This window comes from Paenibacillus sp. FSL K6-2393 (genome assembly GCF_038002545.1).
Lineage (GTDB): Bacteria > Bacillota > Bacilli > Paenibacillales > Paenibacillaceae > Paenibacillus.
The window spans coordinates 1,529,934-1,555,370 of sequence record NZ_JBBOCU010000001.1 but is presented as its reverse complement, the minus strand read 5'-3'; the positions used below and the strand labels follow the sequence as shown (position 1 = coordinate 1,555,370).

General features: G+C 46.8%; 23 protein-coding genes. 4 read left to right on the top strand and 19 right to left on the bottom strand.

All coding sequences use genetic code 11. The annotated features are described in order from the left end of the window. Positions 1-305: 305 nt before the first annotated feature. From MHI14_RS06805 to MHI14_RS06790, 4 genes are all read right to left on the bottom strand, one after another. Complete coding sequence (locus MHI14_RS06805) at positions 306-1,373, bottom strand: AI-2E family transporter (RefSeq protein WP_341130047.1); 1,068 nt, start codon at positions 1,371-1,373, stop codon at positions 306-308. A gap of 293 nt (positions 1,374-1,666) precedes the next feature. Then, complete coding sequence (locus tag MHI14_RS06800) at positions 1,667-1,876, bottom strand: hypothetical protein (RefSeq protein ID WP_017686815.1); 210 nt, start codon at positions 1,874-1,876, stop codon at positions 1,667-1,669. 10 nt (positions 1,877-1,886) lie between these two features. Next, the gene (locus MHI14_RS06795) at positions 1,887-2,408 is read right to left on the bottom strand and encodes a PRC-barrel domain-containing protein (protein WP_017686814.1); all 522 of its coding nucleotides are present in this window, start codon (positions 2,406-2,408) and stop codon (positions 1,887-1,889) included. A gap of 164 nt (positions 2,409-2,572) precedes the next feature. Then, complete coding sequence (locus MHI14_RS06790) at positions 2,573-3,724, bottom strand: cysteine desulfurase family protein (protein ID WP_341130046.1); 1,152 nt, start codon at positions 3,722-3,724, stop codon at positions 2,573-2,575. 132 nt (positions 3,725-3,856) lie between these two features. Here MHI14_RS06790 and MHI14_RS06785 point away from each other — a divergent pair, with 132 nt between their 5' ends. After that, the gene (locus MHI14_RS06785) at positions 3,857-4,189 is read left to right on the top strand and encodes a hypothetical protein (RefSeq protein WP_339310503.1); all 333 of its coding nucleotides are present in this window, start codon (positions 3,857-3,859) and stop codon (positions 4,187-4,189) included. A 181-nt stretch (positions 4,190-4,370) separates the two neighbouring features. Here the strand turns inward: MHI14_RS06785 and cymR are convergent, their stop codons facing one another. Continuing rightward, positions 4,371-4,790: a cysteine metabolism transcriptional regulator CymR gene (gene cymR / locus MHI14_RS06780; protein ID WP_076212458.1), complete on the bottom strand. Its 420-nt coding sequence runs from the start codon at positions 4,788-4,790 to the stop codon at positions 4,371-4,373. 321 nt (positions 4,791-5,111) lie between these two features. Here cymR and mnmA point away from each other — a divergent pair, with 321 nt between their 5' ends. Next, complete coding sequence (mnmA, locus tag MHI14_RS06775) at positions 5,112-6,236, top strand: tRNA 2-thiouridine(34) synthase MnmA (protein WP_143023545.1); 1,125 nt, start codon at positions 5,112-5,114, stop codon at positions 6,234-6,236. A 131-nt stretch (positions 6,237-6,367) separates the two neighbouring features. Here mnmA and crcB (MHI14_RS06770) read toward each other — a convergent pair whose 3' ends face one another. The 4 genes from crcB (MHI14_RS06770) to MHI14_RS06755 all read right to left on the bottom strand — a co-directional run bounded on the left by crcB (MHI14_RS06770) (position 6,368) and on the right by MHI14_RS06755 (position 9,399). Then, positions 6,368-6,727 carry a fluoride efflux transporter CrcB gene (gene crcB, locus MHI14_RS06770; protein WP_249911891.1) on the bottom strand — a complete coding sequence of 120 codons (360 nt, stop codon included), beginning with the start codon at positions 6,725-6,727 and terminating at the stop codon, positions 6,368-6,370. Then, a complete protein-coding gene (gene crcB, locus MHI14_RS06765; protein ID WP_249911890.1) occupies positions 6,724-7,125 on the bottom strand; it encodes a fluoride efflux transporter CrcB in 402 nt (133 codons plus the stop codon). Before crcB (MHI14_RS06765) ends, crcB (MHI14_RS06770) begins: the two co-directional genes overlap by 4 nt. Positions 7,126-7,158: 33 nt before the next feature. Beyond that, a complete protein-coding gene (locus MHI14_RS06760; RefSeq protein ID WP_249911889.1) occupies positions 7,159-8,466 on the bottom strand; it encodes a replication-associated recombination protein A in 1,308 nt (435 codons plus the stop codon). Positions 8,467-8,550: 84 nt separating this feature from the next. Next, positions 8,551-9,399: a LysR family transcriptional regulator gene (locus tag MHI14_RS06755; protein ID WP_341131679.1), complete on the bottom strand. Its 849-nt coding sequence runs from the start codon at positions 9,397-9,399 to the stop codon at positions 8,551-8,553. 137 nt (positions 9,400-9,536) lie between these two features. Between MHI14_RS06755 and MHI14_RS06750 the strand changes: the two genes are divergently transcribed. Together MHI14_RS06750 and MHI14_RS06745 are read left to right on the top strand one after the other, a co-directional pair. Continuing rightward, a complete protein-coding gene (locus MHI14_RS06750) occupies positions 9,537-10,280 on the top strand; it encodes an SDR family NAD(P)-dependent oxidoreductase (protein ID WP_249911887.1) in 744 nt (247 codons plus the stop codon). Positions 10,281-10,333: 53 nt separating this feature from the next. Beyond that, positions 10,334-11,179, top strand: coding sequence for a DMT family transporter (locus MHI14_RS06745; RefSeq protein ID WP_341130045.1), 846 nt, complete (start codon positions 10,334-10,336; stop codon positions 11,177-11,179). A 124-nt stretch (positions 11,180-11,303) separates the two neighbouring features. On the opposite strand, the gene MHI14_RS06740 is transcribed toward MHI14_RS06745, so the two are convergent. The 10 genes from MHI14_RS06740 to MHI14_RS06695 all read right to left on the bottom strand — a co-directional run bounded on the left by MHI14_RS06740 (position 11,304) and on the right by MHI14_RS06695 (position 25,238). After that, positions 11,304-13,484 carry a HelD family protein gene (locus MHI14_RS06740; protein ID WP_341130044.1) on the bottom strand — a complete coding sequence of 727 codons (2,181 nt, stop codon included), beginning with the start codon at positions 13,482-13,484 and terminating at the stop codon, positions 11,304-11,306. 136 nt (positions 13,485-13,620) lie between these two features. Next, positions 13,621-13,791 carry a hypothetical protein gene (locus tag MHI14_RS06735; protein WP_249911884.1) on the bottom strand — a complete coding sequence of 57 codons (171 nt, stop codon included), beginning with the start codon at positions 13,789-13,791 and terminating at the stop codon, positions 13,621-13,623. A gap of 39 nt (positions 13,792-13,830) precedes the next feature. After that, complete coding sequence (locus tag MHI14_RS06730; protein ID WP_341130043.1) at positions 13,831-14,622, bottom strand: DUF4097 family beta strand repeat-containing protein; 792 nt, start codon at positions 14,620-14,622, stop codon at positions 13,831-13,833. Positions 14,623-14,657: 35 nt separating this feature from the next. After that, the gene (locus tag MHI14_RS06725) at positions 14,658-15,323 is read right to left on the bottom strand and encodes a TetR/AcrR family transcriptional regulator (RefSeq protein WP_133385891.1); all 666 of its coding nucleotides are present in this window, start codon (positions 15,321-15,323) and stop codon (positions 14,658-14,660) included. 146 nt (positions 15,324-15,469) lie between these two features. Then, entirely contained in the window at positions 15,470-17,269 is a 1,800-nt protein-coding gene (locus MHI14_RS06720) for an ABC transporter ATP-binding protein (RefSeq protein WP_341130042.1), read from the bottom strand. 85 nt (positions 17,270-17,354) lie between these two features. Further along, positions 17,355-18,653, bottom strand: a complete 1,299-nt coding sequence (locus MHI14_RS06715; RefSeq protein ID WP_341130041.1) for an NCS2 family permease — start codon at positions 18,651-18,653, stop codon at positions 17,355-17,357. Positions 18,654-19,125: 472 nt separating this feature from the next. Next, positions 19,126-19,884, bottom strand: coding sequence for a tRNA threonylcarbamoyladenosine dehydratase (locus tag MHI14_RS06710; RefSeq protein ID WP_091020457.1), 759 nt, complete (start codon positions 19,882-19,884; stop codon positions 19,126-19,128). 18 nt (positions 19,885-19,902) lie between these two features. Beyond that, positions 19,903-21,681, bottom strand: coding sequence for an aspartate--tRNA ligase (gene aspS / locus MHI14_RS06705; RefSeq protein ID WP_091027644.1), 1,779 nt, complete (start codon positions 21,679-21,681; stop codon positions 19,903-19,905). A 213-nt stretch (positions 21,682-21,894) separates the two neighbouring features. After that, positions 21,895-23,148 carry a histidine--tRNA ligase gene (gene hisS / locus MHI14_RS06700; RefSeq protein WP_091027641.1) on the bottom strand — a complete coding sequence of 418 codons (1,254 nt, stop codon included), beginning with the start codon at positions 23,146-23,148 and terminating at the stop codon, positions 21,895-21,897. 821 nt (positions 23,149-23,969) lie between these two features. Next, positions 23,970-25,238 (bottom strand): SEC-C metal-binding domain-containing protein, encoded by a 1,269-nt coding sequence (locus MHI14_RS06695; protein WP_341130040.1) that lies wholly within the window; start codon positions 25,236-25,238, stop codon positions 23,970-23,972. Positions 25,239-25,437 lie beyond the last annotated feature (199 nt).

The window sequence follows — 25,437 nt, the reverse complement described above, 5'->3', positions numbered from 1 at the left end:
GGTTATTGCTGTTCATCCCTTGCTGCCCGGACAAACAAACAATCTCCTCGTTCATGCGAAATAACGGTCGCTCCCGGCAGGGTTGTCCTGCACTCCGAAATTAGCTTTCCGCCGCTTCATCTTTCAAGACTCTTCCAGCCATCAGTTCAGGCTCACCCTGATCCGAAGAAGTCTATTCTCTGAGGAAAGGAACCCTCGGCGTACTTTATTTCATCATCGATTTCATGTTCTAAACATACACACTCATTATATCGGTAGCACAAGCGGGTGTCAACGCGGGCCAGTTGATGTTTTAGGTCTACTATTTAGTCGGTCCTTCGTTTGATGTAATAGGCGAAAAAGTGTTGCACAATCACCTTCAGCACGGCAAAAACAGGTACTGCCAGAATTAAACCTACAATGCCTGCCAGTTCACCTCCGACGAGCAGTGCAAATATAATCGACAGCGGATGCAGATGCAACGTACGTCCCACCACCTGAGGAGAAATAACGTTACTCTCCAACACCTGGCACAGTGTGTTCACAATGACAACAAGCAGCACCATTTTAAACGATACGGTTGATGCCATGACCACAGCAGGAGCAGCTCCAAGGAATGGCCCCAGGTAGGGCACAATGTTAAACACAGCTACAATGCTTGCAAGCAGCAGGGCATACGGCATATCAATGACGATATAACCAATATAGGCAAAGATACCAACAATGACACAGACAATAAACTGTCCCCGAATGTAGTTCCCCAGTGCAGTATCGATCTCTTTCATCACCGAGACAATCGCTTTTCGACGTGAACGCGGAAGATACGCCACAATGGTGCGCTCGAATACCTCAAAGTCTTTTAACATGTAAAAGATCAAAAATGGCACGATAAACACATTGAATAACACATTAATGGTCGCCCCGATATTGTCCATTAGCACGGTAATTCCCTGGGTTAGTCGATCCTCCATCTGAAAGAACCAACTGTTCATGCCTGTTCGCACACTTGGCGGCATTAATTTGTGATCCATATTGTTCATCAGGCTCTGGGCACGCATGGACAGCTCCGGCATATGCTCGTTGAGTTCCTCCAGCTGTTCAATCAATACCGGAATGACATTCATCAGAATGACACCGAGGCAGGTCAGGAAAAAGGCATATATGAGGAGTACCGCAATCGTACGAGGCACCTTGCGCCCTCCCAGCATGCTGACAATCGGATTAAGTACATAGGATATGATAAGAGCTACGATAAAGGGCGCCAGCACTGTTTTCAGGAACGCATATATGTGAAGCAGTAAAGGCCGCAGCAGCCATATAAAATATAAAATAATCAATCCGAGCAGCAGCCAGATTGCGTAACGGAACAGCTTGTTTTTGGTTAATTGCTCCACTTGCATCTCTCCTTTTGGACTGGCTCTAAGAGTCAGTATATGTAGGAAAGGTAATATTTATTAACACAGCGCAGAAGTGGAAAGAGCAATCCTAACTTTTTTTCTTAAACCCAAAAAACGCCTCCTTCATCAGAGAAGGAAGCGCATTTTGCAGTACAGGTTAGCATATAATCATACATACACCAGCCGAACCACTATGTAACCGCATCTATATACATCTGCCAACAATTAACGACAGCCTCCCATGACAGACATTGTCATGAAACCGCATATAGAGGAAGTTATTCTGCTTATTAAGAAGAAGCGTGAAGATGAGGGAAGTCTTGTGGCAACTCGTCCCCGAAAAACAAATCATCCAGAGAGCTCAGCGTACCGTCTTCTTCCACCTGATATACAGACATTTTCTCACCGTTCACCGTTAATTCGATAAAGCATCCCCAGCAATAAAACTGGTGGGAACCAATTTTCCCGATATCTTTGGAACTACAGTTTGGACATTTCATATTCATTCACCTATCCATTAACAGAATGAATGGCATTTTCCAAGCGTTGTTCACTCAGAGACGGCACCATAATGGCACTTTCCCCGATGGACATATCGCTTGTACATGGCAGCCATTTGCGGCCCTCGATCAGATCGGACACAAAACCGTCCGTAATTTCAATCCCTATTATTGTATTTCCCAACTCTTGGTCAAAATAAACATCGGAGACACGCCCAAGCAGCAAACCTTCTTCGGTGAGCACGGACATCTCCTTCAATTTAGACCGACCGAGGAGGTACGTGTATTTTATGTCGTCGGCTCCCGTCTTGCGGACAGCCTGTTGATTACGTATCATGACGGCATCTTCGCCGTAGGCAACGATATCTTGCCACTGCACGATTTTGACATGATTGGTAAACAGACCTTTGTTCTCAAGCTCAATGCCTTCGATCTCCCAATCATCATTCACAATGAAATCCTGGATTTTACCGACCTGCTTCCCGTCCTCAACATCAAAAACGGCAAGTCCGATCATTTCCTGAAGCTTCATCGCTGGGTCCCCCTCATCTTCTTATCATTAAATAGGCGCGGCGCTATTGCTAGGTATGCCCAAAGTTGATGAGTGGCAATCAGACGCCGATCATCAAAACCGCTTCTATCCAACCGATGAAATGGAACTTCTTCCCTCCTTCTGTTCCATGTGTAAAGTTCCCCTTAGGGTCTATTACGCAGACGTCCAAGAATGGTTCCAATTTTTTCGGCGGTTATCATGATTTCTTCCGTAGTATTACCCAATCCCCAGCTAAATCGAATCGCAGAGTGTAAAAATGTTTCAGGCAATTTCATCGCTTTGAGCACATGAGAGACTTCAAGTGAACCTGAAGTGCAGGCAGAACCGCTTGCAACAGCAATCCCTTCCATATCCAGATTCATTAACATCGTCTCTGTGGACACTTCCGGAAAGCTGATATTCAGGATGTTTGGCAGCGTATGCTCCAGGTGTCCATTCACGTGAAAGTGCTCCGTCCCCACATGAATTTCAAGCTGTTCCAACAAAAGTTTACGCAATTCCAAATCATGCTGCCGATGCGCCTCCGTTTGTGCTGATGCAATCTTGAGCGCCTCTGCAAATCCGGTAATACCTGCGATATTTTCCGTACCAGCGCGACGCTGACGCTCTTGCAACCCACCGTGAGCTCTTGCTTCCAGCACAATTCCTCGCCGGACATAGAGTGCACCCACGCCCTGAGGTCCATTGATTTTATGCGCTGAGAAGCTGATCAGGTCCACAGGCAGTTCCTTACAGGAAATATTCTGGCTGCCCAGAGCCTGAACTGCATCGGTATGGAAAAGGATATTATGCTGACGGGCAAGCTCACCTACCTCGCGGATCGGCTGAATCGTGCCTACTTCATTGTTGGCATACATCATGGTGATTAACACCGTATCCGGTCGAATGGCCTCTTGCAACTCATCCAAATTTATTCGTCCATAACGATCCACAGATAGATAGGTTACTTCATAACCTTGCCGCTCCAATTCCTGACACGTATGAAAGACAGCATGGTGCTCAATTGCAGTCGTAATGACGTGTTTCCCCTTATCCTGCCTGGATGAGACTACTCCAAAGATTGCCAGATTGTCGCTCTCCGTGCCGCCTCCGGTGAATACCAATTCGTCCGGGAAACAGCCCAAAGACGCCGCAATGACATCCCTTGCTCCGCTGACAGTCCGTTTGGCCTCACGCCCAAAGGCATGGATACTTGATGCATTGCCAAATTGTCCTGTCATGACGTTCATCATCGCTTCTGCGACTTGTGGATGCATAGGTGTCGATGCGGCGTGATCCAAATAAATTCGTTTCATTTATCTTCACCCCGTTATATGTTAAATTTCTATCTGATGGCAAACTGTCAAAATTGGAAACTGAAACGGATGCTCTGTTGTCACATCTTCGTGTATAATGTTATATATCCATTTCAAAAAGGAGAGAGAGACATGAGTGATCCCATTCTCGGGCAGATTCTGAATCAGCTTCAACAAATGGACAAACGATTCGACAGTATCGACGTACGTCTTGAAAAGATGGAAGACAGACTGAATACCATGGATAGAAGACTGGACACCATAGAGGAACAAACTAAAAACATTCCGCTTCTTCAAGAAGCTGTTCTGGAAACATTGACCGTTACGAAACGTCTTGACGCTTCCCAATCCGCCTCTGAACGCAAAGTAACTACCGAATTGAATACCCATCAGCACAGCATTGATATTTTGAATCGCCGTCAGTTACGCATGGAAGCTGATATAGAAACCTTAAAAAGTCGCTGATTCACAAGATAGACAGTTAGGCTCCAACTTGACCAACTTGTAAATCTGCAGCTTTGAATACATAGTCCCTGCTCAATTAAAGTAATCTGTAGAAAAAATGAAGAACAAAGTACCCATTGGCATGTCTAAAGCCCCCAAGTTGGGGGCTTTATTGTGTCTTCTGTGATGCGAATTAGTGACCTTAAATGTAAAACATGTAGCTATCTTTTTTGTCCTGATCCTGAAAGGTAATCAGGTCTTTCAGTGTTGTGGAATCCAGCACTTCCGCAATCCCGTCACGAATACGCAACCACAGATCACGTTTCGCCGGATCATCTTCCTCCGTGAAGTCTACTGGAGAGATTGGCCCTTCCAGTACACGGATTACATCGCCTGCAGTCACGGTTGCAGGATCACCCGCAAGGATATAACCGCCGTAAGCACCTCTAATGCTCTTCACCAGTCCTGCATTACGTAGTGGAGCAATCAGTTGCTCCAGGTAATGCTCCGAGAGTTGATTGCGCTCGGCAATGCTTTTAAGTGATGTAGGGCCTTCGCCTGTTCTGGCAGCAAGCTCCATCATGATTGTGAGGCCGTAACGGCCTTTTGTCGATATTTTCAAAGGAGTCACCTCTTTCAATTTTCAGAAACGATTGGAAACTTTATATTTTATCCTGTGGTCCACGACCTTTTCTTTCACGATCTGTCCACAGCAGAGATTCATAGAACTAATCTTTAAGCTTCTAATTCTCCGTATTCCGATCATAACCCTCAGCTAATGTTAACATATCTGCATGCTTTATGGAAAAGAAAGATTGACGATATTCCAAAATGTGCGTCTGTGGTGGACACTATCCAAAATTGGCCGGGTGTATCGTATCTTGAGTCCGGTTATGCTAGAATAAGAAACGAAACACATTTATATATAGAAATGGTGATAACGATGTCCAAAACAATTGAAAATACACGGGTCGTCGTTGGCATGTCCGGAGGTGTCGATTCTTCCGTTACCGCACTGCTGCTGAAAGAGCAAGGGTACGATGTCATCGGCATTTTCATGAAAAACTGGGATGACACCGACGAGTTCGGCCACTGTACCGCTGAAGAAGATTCAGAGGATGTACGCCGCGTATGTGAACAGATCGGCATTCCTTACTACACTGTCAACTTCGAGAAAGAGTATTTTGATAAAGTATTTACCTATTTCCTTGATGAATATAAGTCGGGCCGCACGCCAAATCCGGATGTCATGTGTAATCGTGAGATCAAATTTGGTGAATTCCTGAACAAAGCTCTGGATCTCGGCGCAGATTATGTAGCTACAGGACACTATGCTCGTCTGATTGAAGAAGATGGCACACTCAAGTTGCTGCGTGGTGTGGATAACAATAAGGATCAAACGTATTTCCTTAACGCACTCAATCAGAACCAGCTGTCCAAAGCCATGTTCCCGATTGGTCATCTGCCCAAACCGGAAGTACGCAAAATCGCAGAAGCGGCTGGTTTGTATACTGCCAAGAAAAAAGACAGCACAGGTGTCTGCTTCATCGGTGAGCGTAATTTCAAAGAGTTCCTGAGTAACTATCTGCCTGCCAAAGGTGGAGACATGGTTGATATCGCAACTGGTGAAGTCAAAGGTCGTCATGATGGTCTGATGTACTACACACTTGGACAACGCCAAGGTCTTGGCATTGGCGGTTCCGGCAATGGTGAACCCTGGTTCGTTGCAGACAAGAATCTGGAGAAGAATCAACTGCTTGTTGTTCAGGGCGATGCCCATGCAAGCTTGTACTCCACGGGTCTAATCGCAACGGGTGTGAACTGGATTGCTGGTGAAGAGCACATGCCTAATGTGCCATTCCGTTGTACTGCCAAATTCCGCTATCGTCAGCCGGATCAAGGTGTTACATTGACCTGGCAGGAAGATGGAAGTGTAGATGTACAATTTGATCAGCAGCAAAAAGCCATTACGCCAGGACAAGCCGTTGTTTTCTACGACGGAGAGGTCTGCCTGGGTGGGGGTACGATCGATCAGGTGCAAAAAGTACCTGTACCTGCAATGCAATAATAGAGCTTGTCCATTAAAATGCGGATTATACACAATACCGTGTATCCCTATTAAAAAAGCCGTCTTTCATGTATACCATGAAGGATGGCTTTTTTCCTGCTTTTCTTTGCAAAAAAAATAAAATTAGTTCGTTATGCAGTCAACCAGACTCCTGCCAAGCAGGCCAACACCCCAACTACAACCGAACTGACGACGTAGAGCGCCGCTCTTACGTATCGTTGTCGACCCATAAGTCCTAACGTTTCATAGCCAAAGGTGGAGAACGTGGTGTACGCACCGCAGAACCCGGTTCCCCAGATCACCCAGATTCCATCTGAGATCATTGCAGATTGATGCCACCCGTATAACAGCCCAAGCAGCAGTGAACCACTGATGTTGATGATCCATGTTCCCCATGGAAAAGCCGTTCCCAGCAAGCCAGAGACCCATTTTCCCAGACTGAAACGCAGTACCGCACCCAGCACACCTGCCAACCCAATCCACAGGATCATGAGGCAGCACCCTCTTGTCTTTGTGCTCCCAACATGCGATGTCCAAGGCTCATTCCCAGCGCACAGAGCAACAACCCTGCCAACAGACTTACGATCATATAAATAGCGGCACTGATCCATTCGCCCTCTTCGGATAAACGAACAATATCCAGTGTAAACGTGGAGAATGTTGTAAATGCGCCAGTAAAACCTGTGCCAATCGCCAGTCGAAGTTGTGGTGTTATTTTGCCTGGAACAGCTATGGTAAAGAACCACCCTAAAAAAAGACTGCCCATCGCATTGATTAACAGCACTGCCCAAGGGAACCCCCCATGGACAGTTGGTATCGCCAACTGTATGGCATATCGGGTCACTGTTCCGAGAAATCCACCTGCCCCTATATACAAAAACTCTTTCATGTTATGTGCATCTCCCGAGTGATCTGACTGATCTTACAAATCCCTACGCCGCTGTTGGTTTAACCTAATCTTCGATTCGTTCCCCTGCTCCGTGGCCTCATAGAATACTCTCCGTGAGAGCTGCTTCGGCAAATATTCTTGTTTCACGTAATGCCCCGGATAGTTGTGTGGATATTGATAACCCTCATGTCCGAGCTTCACGGCACCAGAGTAATGCGTATCTCGTAAGTGAAGTGGAACTTCTGCCGATTTTACCTCATCAATCGCGTTCATGGCTTTGGAAATGGCGGTGTACACCGCATTGGATTTTGGACTTTCGACCGCAAACAGAATCGCTTGTGCAATGTTCAGCTTGGCTTCGGGCCAGCCGTTATTCCGGTACGCATCAAGTGCTCCAATCGCCTGAGTCATGGCTTGCGGGTTCGCAAGTCCAATATCTTCACTGCTCGCTGCAATCAGACGCCGAATGAAGGTCATCGGGTCCATGCCGAGCTTCTCCACCGCGTATAGAAACCAGAACAGCGCCGCATCACTGGAACCCCGAATACTCTTGTGAAATGCAGACAGCACATCATACTGTGTCGATTCATCCGCCTTCACAATGGGGCGCCGAATAGACTCTTCAGCTACACCAAGCGTGATATGAATGGACCCATCCTTCTCCGGTGGCGTGGTCAACGCAGCCAGTTCAAGCGCATTAAGCGCACGCCGAATATCTCCGTTGGCCATCGTTGCAATATGTTCAAGCGCCTCATCGTCCGCCTGCAGCTCCATGAACCCCAGACCTTTGTCCGCATCGCTCAATGCTCTGCGCATCGCAATTAGGGAATGATCCTTGTTTAGCGATTCTAGCTGAAACAGAGTAGAACGGCTCATCAAGGCCCCATTGACATAATGAAAGGGATTCTCTGTTGTTGCTCCGATAAAAATAATCGTGCCCTTCTCTACCGCTGGCAATAGCGCATCCTGACGTGAACTGTTAAACCGGTGTACCTCGTCGAGGAATAGAATGGTTTTGGTTCCATACAGCTGTTTGTTCGTTTGCGCCTGTTCGATGACTTCACGCACATCCTTGACGGAAGCTTCCACTGCATTCAGTCGAACGAACTGTCCTTGCGTTTGCTGGGAAATAATATGTGCCAAGGTAGTCTTGCCACATCCAGGCGGGCCGTATAACAAGATTGACGAAATCTGATCAGCCTCGATGGCGCGCCGGAGTAATTTCCCCGGTCCAATAATATGTTCCTGTCCAATATATTCATCCAGATGCTCTGGCCGCAAGCGGTCCGCGAGCAATCTAGCTTGTGGTTTTGACTCTTGTTGAAACGAAAATAAATCCATTGCTCATCACTTCCTTAACGGATTGCCTTGCCTTGATTACAATTACACTTCTGATGGTTCTCCACTCTCTATCATATCATACTCTCACGGTAACATAGCCATAAATGCATGAAGTGCACTACTGACAAAGGCATCCTTGCGAGTAATAAAATGAGTCATCATGCGATTCATACCTACGGGGAGTGTATGCGTGCGCAGTAATCCATTTTTGATCTGCTGCCTAACCACAATCTCTGGTAACAAGGAAATTCCCATGCCGGATGTAACCCCACTAATAATCGCTTCAAGGGTTCCAAATTCCATAATTACTGGGCGGGTAACACCACCCACCTCTAACCATTCCTCCAAAATCTGACGATAGGAACACCCCATGCTGTAGACAAGAATGGGTTTACTCTTAAGATCTTCATCCGTAGGACCCATACCAGAATAGACAACAAATAGTTCCTCATCAAATACGGGAATAGAAACGATATCAGGATGATCACAGGGACAGCCTATAAATGCTCCCTCCAATTCATACCCAATAACCTGATCCATAAGCATCTGCGAATTTCCAGTAACCAGTGACAAGGAGACATCTGGATACTGTTTATAATATCTGACGAAAAGTTCTGGTAGTCGCACGGCCGCAGCAGTTTGTGTAGACCCTATTCGCATTGGACCCGATGGTGTGCTCGTCGCCCGAAGCGCCTTGGAAGCATCATTCAGCAAACCAATAATTTTATCTGCATAGGTCAGCAACATTTCTCCGGCTGGAGATAACGTCATGCCTCGGTTATGACGAATGAACAACGTTGTACCTACTTCTGCTTCCAGATGCCTGATTCGTGCCGTTACGTTGGATTGAACATACCCCAGTTTAGAAGCAGCTTTGGTCAGATTCCCTTCCTGTGCAACACACTGAAATATTCTAAGATCCCCGCTCTCCATGGTCCCCCCCACTCTGACATCATTCAAAATGATATCCGCTTCATTACCAATCATTATACTTCATGTGTAAACCAGACTACAATTCATGTAGATCCCAAACCAGTCATCTGACTGGATGATGATAAGGAGTGTTCAGCATGACATACTGGAAAAATAGAGTTGCTCTGATCACAGGTGGTGGAACAGGTATAGGCCGTGCTGTAAGTGAGATGCTCGCTGAACGCGGAGCCTTGGTCGCTGTCAACTATTCCCGCTCACAAGATGCAGCAAACGAGACTGTTCAACACATTCTGAATACGGGAGGCCATGCATTCGCCGTTCAAGCTAATGTTGCCAATGATCTTGATGTCCGGCGGATGGTCACTACAATAACTGAAACCTATGGCCCGATCACTGCACTTGTAAATAACGCTGGAATCACGCACCATATCCCCATGCACGATCTGGAGTCTGTTACAGATGACATCTGGAATGAGCTGGTTGATGTGAATGTGAAAGGCATGTTTCATTGCGCTCGTGCAGTAACGGAAGGCATGAGACAGGCTGGTAGTGGTTCCATCGTGAATTTGGGCAGCATTGCAGGAAGTACGGGTTCTGGCTCATCCCTCCCTTACGCCGTCTCCAAAGCGGCAGTTCACGGTCTGACATTATCACTTGCGCACGCACTCTCCCCACACATTCGGGTGAATGCTATCGTCCCTGGCGCAGTTGCGACAAGGTGGTGGGCTGGAAACGAGGAGCGCATGCATCATCTCGGTGGAGAAGTGTTATTGCAGCACATTGCCTCACCTGAGGATATCGCACACATGATCTGTGCTGCGCTTGAACAGCAATCCATGACCGGGCAGCTAATTACTGTAGATAGCGGACAGACGTTATGAGCTCCAGTCATGATAAAGATACCCGGATCATAAAACCATTAAAATATACACTATTGATCATTTTGACAACGCTAATCATGGGTACTTCTTTTCCAGTTGGCAAGATCGGCATGTTATATGCCCCACCTTTCCTGCTCATGGGCATACGTTATGTACTGGCTGGTGGATTGATGGCCTTGTTCCTTCGTAAACGTCCTTTGCCTACTGGATGGCAGTCTTGGTTGAAAATAACCCTCATTGGTCTGTTCCAATCCGCAGGAGTGATGGGCTGCGCCTACTACAGCATGAACTGGATTACATCCGGTGAATCCGCCATTATTACGTTTACCAATCCGCTACTGGTCATTATCCTCAGTGCTCTCTTATATAGAGTGACCTACCGTTTCAGTCAGTGGATCGGTGTTATACTCGGTTTCATCGGGATAATGTTAACTTTTGGGTGGCAGATGAGCTTTAGCCCCGGAACCTGGATTGGATTTGGTGGAGCGATTTCCTTTGCCGTGTCCACATTGCTCATCAAACGCTGGGGTAATGGCTATGATACTTTTGTCTTAACAGCCTATCAGATGCTTGCTGGAGGTGCTGCGTTGCTTCTGCTGAGCGTATGGACTGAACAACCTCACTTTATGGTCAATACCACCTCGGTTATGGCGCTGCTCTGGTTAACGCTTGTTTGCTCCATCATTCAGTTTTCACTCTGGTTTTATCTGCTGCAGAATAGTGACCCAGCCCAAACCAGTTCGTATCTGTTTCTGGCACCGTTCTTTGGTGTACTATCGAGTTGGATTTTGCTGGGAGAGCACGTTCAGTGGTTTGCATTAGCAGGCGGTTTATTCATTGGTGTTGGTATATTCCTGGTGAACCGTCGCTCATCCAAAATGAGAAATAGCGTAACATAAACTTGAACTCCCCCGTCGTTCTTCGTTGGAAGATTAAGCAATTCTCGCACAAAAGCAAAAAAGGCATGCGCTTATGGGATTTTCCCATGAACGCCATGCCTTTTCTTGTATAAGCAAACTTTATCTAACCAAGCTCTGGCCAACCCTGAATGGTTACGGGTTCGCCATCGGGATTATGTGTTGCAGCCGCATAGATCGGCAGTACACCGTCATGGAACAACCACAATTCGTGCAAGGCCCGTGTACAACCAACGTACAACAGCTTTGCATCACCCGCATTTGGCAAATAATGCTTCTGGTCTACGTCTGCCACAATAACGGCATCAAACTCCAACCCTTTGGACAAGTAGACCGGTAAAACGGAGTGTCCACCCGTGTACTGCTTTTTGCCACCATCGATCAGGTTTAGATCCCAGCCTCCGTCCTGAAGTTCACGATGAAGTTCCTCTGCTTCATGCAGTGTACGGGTCAGGATGGAGACTGTTCGGTAGTCTTTGACCGTTAACACCTTCAAAGCCTGCTCCAGACTCGCCGTCCGCCCTTCGCCTCCATAAGCCAGCGTCCGAACCGGATCACCACTCCGGAAAACAGGAATCGCCGTAATTCCGCTCTTGACGCCACGTTCCAGAATCGTATTGGCATAATCGATAATTTCCATCGTTGAACGATAACTTCGGGTCAATGCAAAGTATGCATTCTGTTCCTCAGGAAACAGAGAACTCATCTCTTCCCACGCATGAACACCACGGTACTCATGAATGCCTTGAGACAAGTCACCCAGTATAGTGAAGGAATGCCCTTTGACGAACTGATCCAATAACGCCACATGAAAAGGAGAAAAGTCCTGTGCTTCATCAATCACGACATGATCGAACCGCTCCGAACCCTCAATATCATGGACCAATGTATGAATGTATACCAATGCAGGCAGATCCTCTTCACGGACGATATCCTGCTTCAGATCTGCTGCCGTTTGTTTCATGACTAGTTTTGGAATAAGCCCGCTGAGCGAGGCTGGCACAGAACCACCCTTTGCAGCTTTGAACAGCTGTTTGTATAACGTAAGCGGCTCGTATTGAGGCCATTTTTTGGCATAGGCTTTCTCACGAGTAGACGCTTTTTTCTTGCGTTCTTTGCGCACAGCTTCTGGCATCGGTTTCTTAAGTTCCATCTCAATCCAGCGGTGAACTCGCGCCATGACCCGTTCTTTGCGTTTGGCCAACGGATAATGTTTGTATTCCTCACCGAACCAGTTCTCGATCTCCGTCTTGCTGAGCACCTTACCATCCCATGGACTGAAGTCCATATCTGGTACGGAATCCGCTTCCATCCCCGAGAGCCACTCTCGAATAAGCTCCATGAAACGGATCGATCCTTTGTAACGTCCAGGTACATCATCATTCAACTCAGGTCGTGCATCAGGTGTTTCAAACCATGTGTTCAATGTATCCGACGTATTCGCCAAAGGCATTTCCAGCCCCAACAGATTCATCGCCCAATCCGGGAATGTCCGCTGCTGAATATCCCCTACTCCGAGTTCCGGGAGCACATCCGAGATGTAATCCAGGAACATGTGGTTGGGTGCAAAAATAACCATTTTCTCTGCAGATACCTGCTCCTTATACTGATACAGCAAAAAGGCAAGCCGATGCAGGGCAACCGTTGTTTTCCCGGATCCGGCTACACCTTGAATGATTAATGCGGTATTTCGAGCCGCACGAATGATCAGATCCTGCTCCGCCTGAATCGTAGATACGATATCACGCAGTTTGTTATCCTTGTTCTCTCCCAGACGATAAACGAGGAATTCATCAGATACCGCTGGCTGGTCGCTGTCACGGTTATATGTATCCGCCACACGTTCCAATATCCGCTGTCGAATGACAACGTTTCGTTTCAGGTATACCAGACCTTCAATAAGCCCTTCCGGGGCTTCATACGTAGCGGAGGCTTCGCCTCCGGTAAATGAGTAAAACAGGCTGGCGACAGGAGCACGCCAGTCGATGACGAGCGGATGCTCTCCCACCTCTTCGCGGTCTACGCCGATTTTGCCAATATACAGCGGTTTCCGTGCACCACTGCCCTGTTCTTCGAAATCCAAGCGTCCGAAATAGGGTTGCTGCGCGCTCTTGGACAAGGCAGTGCGGCGCTCTTCGCGTCCAGCTTCCAGCACTTGTTCTGTGAAGTCGTGGCCGGTATACACCGGAATGTTCTGCAGTCGTTCCAGCTGACTGTCCACTTCCTCCATCGTTCGCTCTAACCTGTACTCTTCTTCTTGATAGGCACTTTGAAAGCTGTCTGACATGTTTCAGTTACCTCCTAAGAATATGTTTTGCTCTGCATCACCTAGATCTGGCAATACAAAAGGATACTTACTATATCACATAGAGCAATTGAAAGCCACATCCGTTTTGTAGGCTTACTTTTGTAATATATGAGGCTCATCTGAATTGATAATTAATGATGGCACTGACAAGCGCACAACAACCAAACAAAATAAACCACCAGGCCCACTTGTTTCTGGCCTGCCCGCGCCTGCCGTTCAATGCGCCGTAAATCCCAATTAGCAGTACGATGGAGGAAAAGCTAATTCCTACGATCCAACCAGCCATTATATCTGCCCCCTTTATTTTCAGTACACGATCGGTGTCTCATTTCCTGGATTTTAGATGAAAAGCTCCTCCTCGAATATCCACATGGAATTCACTTTTTCCACTTTTGTGTATTAGATCGTTGCTGTCCTCATGAAGGGGAGTCAGATCAAATTCACTTTTAAACACTCCTGATCTTTCTTTAAGTATAATTTGAAAACCTTCGTTATCTGGAATGGAAACCACTGCCTTTGCCCCTGTTGATACGGAATGCAATCTCTCTGGCATCTTGAGACAGTCCATATTTAATCCTCTGCCTGTTGTGTTAATTTGCAAGTGACGAAACTCCCCCAAAATGTCGATCTTGGCTGAACTGGATTGAAGATTGAGCTTATCTGCACTAAGGTGTTGCGCTTTCACTACGGATGCCACTGCGCTCAGTTCAAGCTCCTCCATCCTCCCTGATAGATCTACACTACCTGAGGTGATCTTACATTGACAGCGAGTAGCCAAAAGCCGATTCAACCGGAGTTGTCCTCCTGTGGAGTTTAGTAAAATACGATCAAAAACCCGAGCAGGAAGCTGAATCTCCAATGCTGTTCTACCGATATTTATTCCAACGAGGCCTCTCCTTTTTCTTCCGTCCACAATGCTTAAGGTATCCCCTCGTATGTTAACCTGCAGCAGCCTTCGCTTGGAAAAGCACGCATCCGCATATTGCATGACGTGAATCAGTTCATCCACACTCGGAAGAACTCTGATATCTCCTGACAACCAATTTAGCTGTATATCTTGAATGGATTGATCAATGTCTATGGTCTTGCATATGGCAAGCTCACTACTTTTCAACATCTTTTCCCTCTCCATTTCAAACAATAGGTGTATGTTTATTCCGCCTCCGCATAGCCCCCCGTGCTGGCATGCCGATTCGTAATTCGCTGAATGAGCTGTTCGCTAACGATATCTGCTCCCAAGAGCTTCATCATGTGCTGTAGAAACTTGAGTCTCTCCAATGTCTGTCCCTGATCTCGGCCAAAAAGTAAGGGATTAATCCAAATGTTGACGAGCAACATGAATATTTCGGCACACTCCAAAGGAAATTCGACTGAAATGGACCCATCCTCCTTGCCCTGTTCCATAATGTCGGCAATAATTCGAGCATCCTTCAGAACCCCCTTCCTGATTCCACCAAGTACAAACTGTGGATTCTTGATCTGAGTGCTTAGAACCTGATCAATTGAGTTGGACTGGATTCCAGGATCAACGATAATATTTTCCAAAATACTGATGAGCTTCTGTCTGGCATCCGGAGCATGCGTGTTCTGGATGAGTTCCATAAACATCTCTTCTGCCCGCCCAAGCTCCTTCTCCATCACTGCACTAAGGATATCCTCCTTGGATTTGAAATGATGATATATTGCACCTTTGGACATACCTAATTCATCTATAATGTCTTGAATACTGGTCTTTTCATATCCCTTTTCGGTAAACATTTGAGTTGAGACTGTCAGAATCAGGTCCAGTGTCTGCTCAGGGTATTTATTTCTGGCCATAAGTCCCTCCTTATACATACCAACGGTCGGTATCTATAATATAGAGTATGTTGGTCTTATTGTAAATATTATGAATTTATAGAACTAGAAAAAAGATCCCCGTTAAATACCTCATGGGTATAACGGAGACCCTGCATTAATGAGAATTACTCTTCGTTTTGTACCGTAGCTGCATTTCCTTCCTGTGCCACAAACTGTTTTTGAGCTAATTCACGGTATACCGGGTGATTGCTAATTAATTCCTTATGAGTTCCTGTTCCGGTAACATGTCCATGCTCCAATACAACAATCTGATCGGAGTCCACTACTGTGGACAACCGATGTGCTATCACAATCGTGGTTCTGCCTTCCATCAGGTTGGACAAAGCCTGTTGTACTTCATATTCCGAGGTACTGTCCAAACTGGATGTGGCTTCATCCAACATAAGAATATCCGGACTGCGCAGTAAGGCACGAGCAATAGCAATCCGCTGACGTTGGCCCCCGGATAACTTAATTCCTCTCTCGCCCACTTCCGTGTCATAACCCTGTGGCAGCTTGTCGATAAAGTCGGCAGAATAGGCCATCTCAGCAGCTCGCCGGATCTCATCCATCGTGGCCTCACGACCTAATCCGTACGTGATGTTGTCTTTGATCGTACCCGCCATAAGTGGACTTTCCTGAGATACATACCCAATCTTGCTACGCCAGGAGGCCAAAGAATAATCTGTTATGGCTTGTCCCCCATATGAAATATGGCCTGAATCGGGCATATAGAACTGCTCCATCAAAGAGAACAGTGTTGATTTTCCGCTACCGCTTGGACCTACAATGGCTGTCACCTTGCGCGTGGGAACCGTCAGATTGATCCCGTGCAGCACTTCCTCACCTGTGACATAGGAAAAGTGCACATCATGGAATGTAATCGTCTCATTTCCTTTTGGCGCTACCTTGGTACTGTGATGTGGTTCTTCCTCATCGGCAAGGATGGCTTGTATGCGCTCCGTTGCACCTACAACTTTTTGCAAACGGGAGTATAACGTCGTGAATTGCCCCATTGGCATAATGACCTGGAACAACAGCAATATGAACGCAACCAGTTCACCAGGCGACAACAGTCCAGACGCTACACGCATTCCCCCCACACCCAGAATAACGACCAACACGGCAGTCATGACAAATGTAAACAAGGGACCGATCAGAGCGAGGATACGTGCTTCCTGCAAGCCAAAAGCAAACATTTTACGAATCCGGGAATCTCCTGCTTCTGATTCCTGTTTCTCTGTTCCGTAGGCCTTCACCAAGCGGATCTCACCGATAACCTGACTAAGTACAGACGTAAGACCTGCCATCTCGTCCTGTTGTTTCTTGGAGATCTTGTACATCTTCTTACCCACCGGCAACAGGATCAACAGCGTAAGTGGCACCAGACTCAGAATAATGAGCGACATCACCCAGTCCAAATAGAACAGTAACGCCACGCCACCCACAACGGCAACGATGTTTGACACAAAAGAAACCAGATAATCCGCGATCAACGTCATGATCTGGCTTGTATCATTCGTAATTCGGCTCATGGTATCGCCAGTGCGGTTGCGATCGAAATACGGCATTCGCAGCGACAATACCTTGTTCCACAGCTTCGTGCGAAGCGTTGCGACCACGCGTTGTCCTGCGTAATTCAACATATAAATGCTGATACCTGAGGCAATCGCCTGAATCACAAATGCCCCAAGCAATAACAAAATAACAGATTTGTTCAGTGCCGAAGTGGTAAGTCCATCAATCAGACCTTTGGTCATCAGTGGCACAATCAGTCCGGCCGTCGTTTGAATCAGGGTTAAAATGAGGGCCAGAATCAGGATCAGTTTTGGCGGGTTCGTGGAAGCAATAAGCTTGACGAAATCCTTAAATCCCTTTTTTCCTACCTTCGGTTCATTATGCCCTGCTTGTTGCTGTTCTTCCATTCCCGTTCCTCCCGTTCTCCATCTGCTCACCAGAGATCATACGTATGAAATTACATGACGTTGCCTTTTGTTAGTTAACATAGCTTTACAAGATACCATGTAACACAAAATTGGCTAAAAAGAGGATGGAAATGCCATACATGACCACAGGTACCTGTTTACCTTGACCTGCTGCCAGCTTCGCTAATGGATAGGCAATAAACCCAAACGCCATACCGTCCACAATGCTATATGTAAATGGAATCATGACCATGATTAGAAATGCTGGGAATGCCTCTGTGAAGTCACCAAAATCCATATCTTTCACAGCTTGCACCATCAGGCCACCAATAATGATCAAAATGGGAGCAATGGCACTGTCCGGAATGTAACCGAGTAGTGGGATGAAGAAGAAAGTAGCCCCGAATAACACAGCTGTAACGAGTGGAGTCAAGCCTGTGCGTCCGCCTGCGGCAATTCCGGCTGTAGTCTCTGCTGCGGCAACTGGAGGACTGCTTCCGAATACACCTGCCAACACGGTGCTAATGGATAAGGCGCGCAGACTTCCTTTGAACCGCTCTGGACGACCAATCATCTGTGTCTGAGCGGTAATTAATCCGATATTTTCGAACACCACAATTAGCAGTAGCAAAAATACTGCGATCCAGAAGGCGACATCAGCCAGCTTTATCAAAGACAATTCGCCAAACAACCCACCGTATTGACGCAACGCATCCATCGCTGATACGGACTCACCCGGGTTCACTGCTCCAAGTACATAGGCAAGACCTGTCCCGACCAGAATACTGATCAGAAGTCCACCCTGTACGTTCCGTATAAATAAAATTAAGGCAAGCACCAGCGTAACGCAGGCTGTAATGACATTTGGATCATTGAAATGCCCAATCGCAACAAACGTGGTCTGGTGTGCGATAACGATTCCACTTTTTTGCAAACCGATAAATGTCAGAAACAAACCTATCCCGACCGTAATGCCATGCTGCAAATTTTTTGGAATTGCTTCGCTGATCATTTTGTATAGTGACGTAAACGCAACAATGGCAAACAGTATACCTGTAACGGTTACAACGGCCAGTGCTTCTTGCCAGCTTAATTTCATGGAATGTACGAGTGTATACGTAAAAAATGCATTAATCCCCATTCCGGGTACCACGATAATCGGTGATTTTCCGCCAAATGCCATGAGCAAACAGCCTGCAATAGATGTCAGCAAGGTTCCAACCATAGCTGCCTGCAATGGCATTCCGGCATCGGAAAGAATTGTAGCATTGACCATAACGATATAGACCACGGCAAAATAGGAAATGGCTCCCGCCACAACTTCCTTTTTCCACTGGTCTCCTGGTTCCATGCCAAGACGTTTGGTCATCCATCCGTGTTTCATTTCGTTTTATTCCCCTCTCTCTATATAGGCTGAATAACTGAGTATTTACACTCCACCACTACGCGGACAGAACAACCTTCCGATCGCTGTTATCCCCAGATTTTTTTGCATTTCCTTCTCCAAAGGGAAAATCCGGTGATAGCGTATGCTTCCGATGTAACTTTCTTTCAGAAAGCTTTTAGGCGAACGCTCTGCTTCTTCAGGTTTCTTCTGTCCTCTTCGTTCTTGTGTAAATCTTATTCAGCTTATATGGCCGCAAAATCTTTATGTATGTATCATCATTTCGCGCAGCAGTGAATATCATACACGGTTTTGACTTTGAAGTACATGACGTAACTCTGACATTTGTCCAGGTATGCAGTTCGTCTATCATAGACGATTGACGTCCCATCCGCTCCGTCTTGCGAAGTATGATCACACCAAAAAGCGCAGATGCATTATCAGCATCCACGCTTCTTCAGTTGGCAGCAAGTTACTGCTGCTTGTTCTCTGCAATTTCTAACAAATCCTTAATCGCAACACTGACCATAATCAGTCCGGCTACCGGAGGTACAAATGAGTTACTCGCAGGTGGCTGTTTAGCCTTGCGAATTTCCGGAGCATTCTCGGGAACGATTTTTTGTGTTACGTCCTCACGCGGTTTCATCGGCTTTTCAGTCGAGAAGACCACTTTTACACCTTTTTTGATGCCGTCTTTACGAAGTGTGGTACGCACAACACGGGCAATCGGGTCCATGGTCGTTTTCGAAATATCCGCAACCTGGAATTTCGTTGGATCCATTTTATTCGCCGCACCCATGCTGGAAATCATCGGAATTTTACGTTTCAGACACTCTTTAATGAGATGGATTTTGTAGATAATCGTGTCGGATGCATCCAGCACATAATCCAGTTCATATTTGAACAATTCCTCATACGTCTCTTCCGTGTAAAACATATTTAATGCAATTGCATCACATTCCGGATTGATCAGTTTCACACGTTCCACCATCAGATCCGCTTTTTTCTGCCCCACTGTCGTGGTCAGCGCATGAATCTGGCGGTTAATGTTGGTGATGTCCACTACGTCTTTATCAATCAGGATGATGCGCCCAACACCGCTACGGGCAAGAGCTTCTACAGCAATTCCACCTACGCCGCCAATACCGAGCACAGCGACTGTACTATTCTTCAATGCGTCCAGACCTTCAGGTCCGATCGCAAGTTCTGTTCTTGAAAATTGATGGAGCATTGAGAATCGATGCCTCCTTTATTTCTTTTCCGCTACCGGTTTACGGGCTACGCGGATATGAAGTTGTTCCAATTGCGAGTCATCCACTTCGGAAGGTGCATTCATGAGCAGATCCGTTGCACTTGCCGTTTTCGGGAAAGCAATCGTTTCACGCAGATTCGTGCGGCCCGCCAGCAACATCACGAGGCGGTCCAGACCAAAGGCAATACCACCATGCGGTGGAGTTCCATATTCGAATGCTTCCAACAGATAGCCGAATTTCTCATTCGCTACTTCTGGTGAGAGTCCAAGGGCAGCAAACATTTTCTCCTGAACATCACGTTTGTAGATACGCATCGAACCGCCACCTACTTCATAACCATTGAGAACAAGGTCATAGGCTTGAGCGCGGATTGCACCCGGATCAGTGTCGAAGAGATGTACATCTTCATCTTTTGGACGTGTGAACGGATGGTGTTCTGCCACATAACGTTTCGCATCTTCATCATATCCGAGGAGTGGGAAGTCCACAACCCAAGCAAATTTGAATTTGCTGTCATCGATCAATCCAAGTTGACGGCCGATTTTCAGACGCAATGCGCCCAGAACGTCAGCAACCACTTTTTTCGTGTCTGCGGAGAAGAGCAACAAGTCGCCATCCTCAGCACCTGTACGTTCTTTGACAGCTTCGATTTCTTCAGGCGTGAAGAACTTCACGATTGGCCCTTTGAACTCGCCGTCTTTCACTTGAATCCAAGCCAGACCTTTCGCACCGTAACGTGCAGCAAATGGTCCAAGATCATCGATCTCTTTACGGCTCCATGTGCCACAGCCTTTAGCGTTCAGCACTTTCACTTCTCCACCTTTTTCGATGACAGAAGCAAATACTTTTACACCACTGTTTGCTACGATATCGTTCATTTCAACCAGTTCCATACCAAAGCGCAGATCTGGTTTGTCTGAACCGTATTTACCCATTGCATCTGCATACGTAATCCGTTGGAAAGGCAGTTCCAGCTCAATGCCTTTGGTTTCACGCAGCAATTTGGCCATCAGTTCTTCCATCATTGGCAGCAGGTCATCCTGTTGCAGGAAAGAAGTCTCGATGTCGACTTGAGTGAATTCTGGTTGACGGTCTGCACGCAGATCCTCATCCCGGAAACAACGAGCGATCTGATAATAACGCTCAAGTCCGCCGACCATCAGCAATTGTTTGTAAATTTGCGGTGATTGCGGCAGGGCGAAGAATTCACCTTCATGCACACGGCTCGGTACGAGATAATCACGCGCACCTTCCGGGGAGCTCTTTGTCAGGATCGGTGTTTCCACTTCAACGAACTCTTCTCCATCCAGGTAGTCACGGAACACTTTGGATGCTTTGGAACGCAGTTTCAGTGTTTCGAACATTTCCGGACGACGCAGGTCCAGGTAACGATATTTCAAACGAAGGGATTCATCAACTTCGACACCATCTTCAATGAAGAATGGAGGTGTTTTTGCCGCGTTCAGCACTTCGATTTCAGTGATTTGAACTTCAATTTCGCCAGTAGGCAGGTTTTTATTAACTGTTTCTGCATCACGTTTAACAACTTTACCTGTTACAGCGATAACATACTCGCTACGTACGCGATCTGCGATTTGCAGAGCTTCACCGGAATAAGCCGGGTTAAAGACAACTTGTACAATCCCGCTGCGGTCACGCAGATCGATGAAGAGTACGCCCCCCAAGTCACGACGGGTCTGAACCCAACCGTTCAATGTTACTGTTTCACCGATGTGTGCGGGTGTTAATGCGCCGCAATGATGACTTCTTTTCATAACCAAACTCCTCATTATGTGAATTTCCGTTCTGTATGGGCAGTTAGTACCTGCTCTTCAACAGTCCGGTTACGTGTAGACCATGTATTCGAAAAGGCATGTTACCTCTGGCTCGCCAACTTCCGGTTAATTGGAATCGTCGGTGAACCTCAGTAATTTTGCCGGATCAATTGTTTTACTTGAATGTTTAAGACTTAATGTAACAATTCGTGCTTATTTGCCTTCGCGAATTGCTGTTACCAGATCATCAAGCTTCACGGTTTGTTGCTCACCCGTATCCATCGACTTGAGGGCGATCTCACCACGCTCCAGCTCGTCATCACCAAGGATGGCAGTATAGCGGGATTTGAAACGGTCAGCTGATTTCATCTGTGCTTTCATCTTGCGGCCCAGATAATCACGTTCCCCAGACAGTCCAGACTGACGAAGTTTGAACAACAGTCGGTTTACTTCACGATCAGCAGCCTCTCCCAGAGCAACAAAGTACACATCAAGTGGAGCCAGCGTAGTAACCTCAATATTTTGGTGCTCCAGAATCAGTTGAATACGCTCCAGACCAATACCGAAGCCGATGCCCGGCTGATCAGGTCCGCCGATATCACCAACAAGACCATTGTATCGACCACCGCCGCCAACCGTATCAATCGCTCCAATACCTTGGGCTTTTAATTCAAACGCAGTCAGCGTGTAATAATCCAAGCCCCGTACCAGACGATTGTTCACAGCATAATCCACTCCGAAATCATCCAGGTATGCCTGCAGCTTGGCAAAGTGATTCAAAGACTCTTCATCCAAGCTATCCAGTATGGACGGTGCCCCAACGAATTTTTCCTGATCGACTTTGCAGTCGAGCACACGTAGCGGATTACGCTCCATCCGGGACTGACAGTCCTTGCACAGGCTGTCTTTCATCGGTCTAAGGAATCCAAGTAACGTCTCACGATATTCTGCACGGCTGGTCGAGTTACCAACAGAGTTGATCTCCACTTTGACATCCTTCAAACCGAGCTCTACACACAACTGGTAGCCCAGTGCAATTACTTCGGCATCAATCGCCGGGTCCAGCGCACCGATGGCTTCTACACCAAACTGGTGGAACTGACGCTGCCGGCCCGCCTGCGGACGCTCGTACCGAAACATCGGACCGATATAATACAGCTTGCTTACATCCGGTTCGCCGTAAATTTTATTCTCTACATACGCACGGACAACCCCCGCTGTTCCCTCTGGACGAAGAGTCATGCTGCGATTGCCTTTGTCATCAAAGGTATACATTTCTTTCTCAACGATATCGGTAGTCTCTCCTACACCGCGTACAAATAAAGAAGTCTGTTCGAAGATCGGTGTACGAATCTCACGGTAATTAAACCGTCGACACAGATCTCGTGCTTTTTCTTCTACGTACTGCCATTTCTCGACAACTCCAGGCAGTAAGTCCTGCGTTCCAGTCGGTTTTTGAAAAGCCATCTTGATCCCTCCAGCATTGATTTTTTTCTCTAAAATTTAATCCAGAATGTTACACCTGGTCTCTCCGACTGTAGTACCATCTTTCGATCGCTGTTATCCCCAGATTTTTTGAATTAATTTTCCAATGTGAAAATCCTGGGATAGCATATGCTTCCGATGCAGCTTTCTTTCAGAAAGCTTTTAGACGAACGCTTCGCTTCTACAGATTGGTTCTACAATCTCCGTTATGGTATAAATGTTAGAATCAACTTATATAACAAAAAAATCCCTCGCCCTGTCTGCTATGTATAGCAAACAAAGGGACGAGAGATTGTGTAATATACATTCACCCGTGGTACCACCCACATTCCGGAAACCTGACACTTTAGCCGTTCAGGTGATCTCTGGTGATTCAGGATTGCCAAGGGCACCCTGATCAAGCAGATATTCCGCTCTACGTGTAACGCACGTCCTGCGCAGGCCGGCTACTAGTCAACAGATCATTTCTGTTATGTTCGCCGTCTGTTCTCGGGGAAGTCATTCGTCCGCTCATCAAGAGAATCCTTACAGCCTTGGGATTCCTCTCTGGTCATGTGGGCACGGAGTACTTGGTCCCGTCATCAAATCAGTAATATAGTTCAAAAATCGACTTGTATTGACTATAGTCAACGTATTATTTTCTGATTGTAATGAACCGCAGTGCTAAAGTCAAGGGTTAACACAAAAAGATAGCTCTAAAAAATTTGCTCACACACTGCACCGGATGGGGGAGTCACAGAAATCACGGATAATAGAAGCTGGATTCATCTATGAATTCCAACTTCTATTCGCTTCTTATTCCTCTATTGTTTCAGCATCCACTTCAACAGATCCGGCGCGCTCGCCCATAAACGGGAATGCATAATGACATATGCAATCGCTTCGTCTGAGTCGCCCATTCCGACAAAGTCAGGGAGGTTATGCGGCAGCCGTTTCAAACCCAACAGGTAATCAGGCACATGTTTGTTCACACCTCGGGCCACACGGTATAGCATTTTAAGCTGGGAGGTGATTCCGTTTTTCTTATACTCCAGAATGATCTGGTCATAGGCAAAGGCCGTTGCAGCGTCACCTTTTCCATACTCCTCCAGCAATTGCTCTGCCTGATCCAATTGGTTGCTGTACAAATACACAGCAGCGAGCAGGTAACGTGCTCCGGTATTATCTTCCGTATTAAGCTCTAGCATATGCTCCAGGATCTGTGCTGCTTCTTTCGTATCTCCGCCAAACCAGCAGGATTCGGCATAGCTTTTGCATATCCGGATATAGGGACGAGTCTCATGAAGCCCCCAGAAGTCCCCTTTGTTCTCCTCAAAAAACAGTTCGCCCAGTTCACGTTTGCCAGCAGCGATTCCTTCCTTGAGGTAAGATCGTGCATCACTCTCATTGTCGGATTCCTCAGCCAAAATGAGATACGCATCAGAACTGTCAGGATACATCTCCAGCGCTGTTTCCGCCAGCTGTACTCTCCGTTTGGAAGAACTGGCTTCCCTCGCCTTATCCAGCAGAGCCTGTGCTTTGTCTTTCGATGTGCCTGGGCCGTTCAGCATCAATAGCTCATCCGTTTCACCGCCCATGCCGTATTCTTCGATGTAACTATTCATCTCCTTAACCTTCCGGGAGATCGTGCCTGTCGTTACCTCATATTTATCAGCCAGCTCAGCCTTTGAGACATTGAAGCCGTATTCCTCGGACAGCAAATACTCAATTGCAGCAGAGAACGAGCCTGTCTTCTTCACAGTAGGGCGGGTCTGACGGGAGTAGCCGTTCCATAACACCAGAGCTTCCAAAATTACCTCTGGCTCGTATTGTTTCCTCATGTTCTCAATAGTCTGCAGAGCCAGCTGTTCGTGAGCCGGATGCTCCCATTTCAAATCGCTTGCCACCATTTTTTTCAGCTTGGTCAAGGTCAGTTTGCTCTCAGGCTGAATGGAGGCTTCCCGAACTGGTTGCTCCGTTGATATTATCCCCAGTATGGATTCTACTGCAGAGGACTCCTTGTTCAGACAACATTTCTTATATTTTTTCCCACTACCGCATGGGCATAAATCATTTCTTCCAACCTTACTCAAAACTAATTCCCCCTTAAATCTGTCTCTAGCCATTCGCATGAGAACTCTGTTGCTTTAGCATTGTAGGTGTCATTTCTCAAACGAGGCATTCTATATAACTTTCAAATTCCATCGATCAAGCAGAAACGGCTGCCCCGTACTTATATAAAAAGGCGGGGCCGTTTCAGCGAGTATATGTTCATCTGGAATATGACGGATC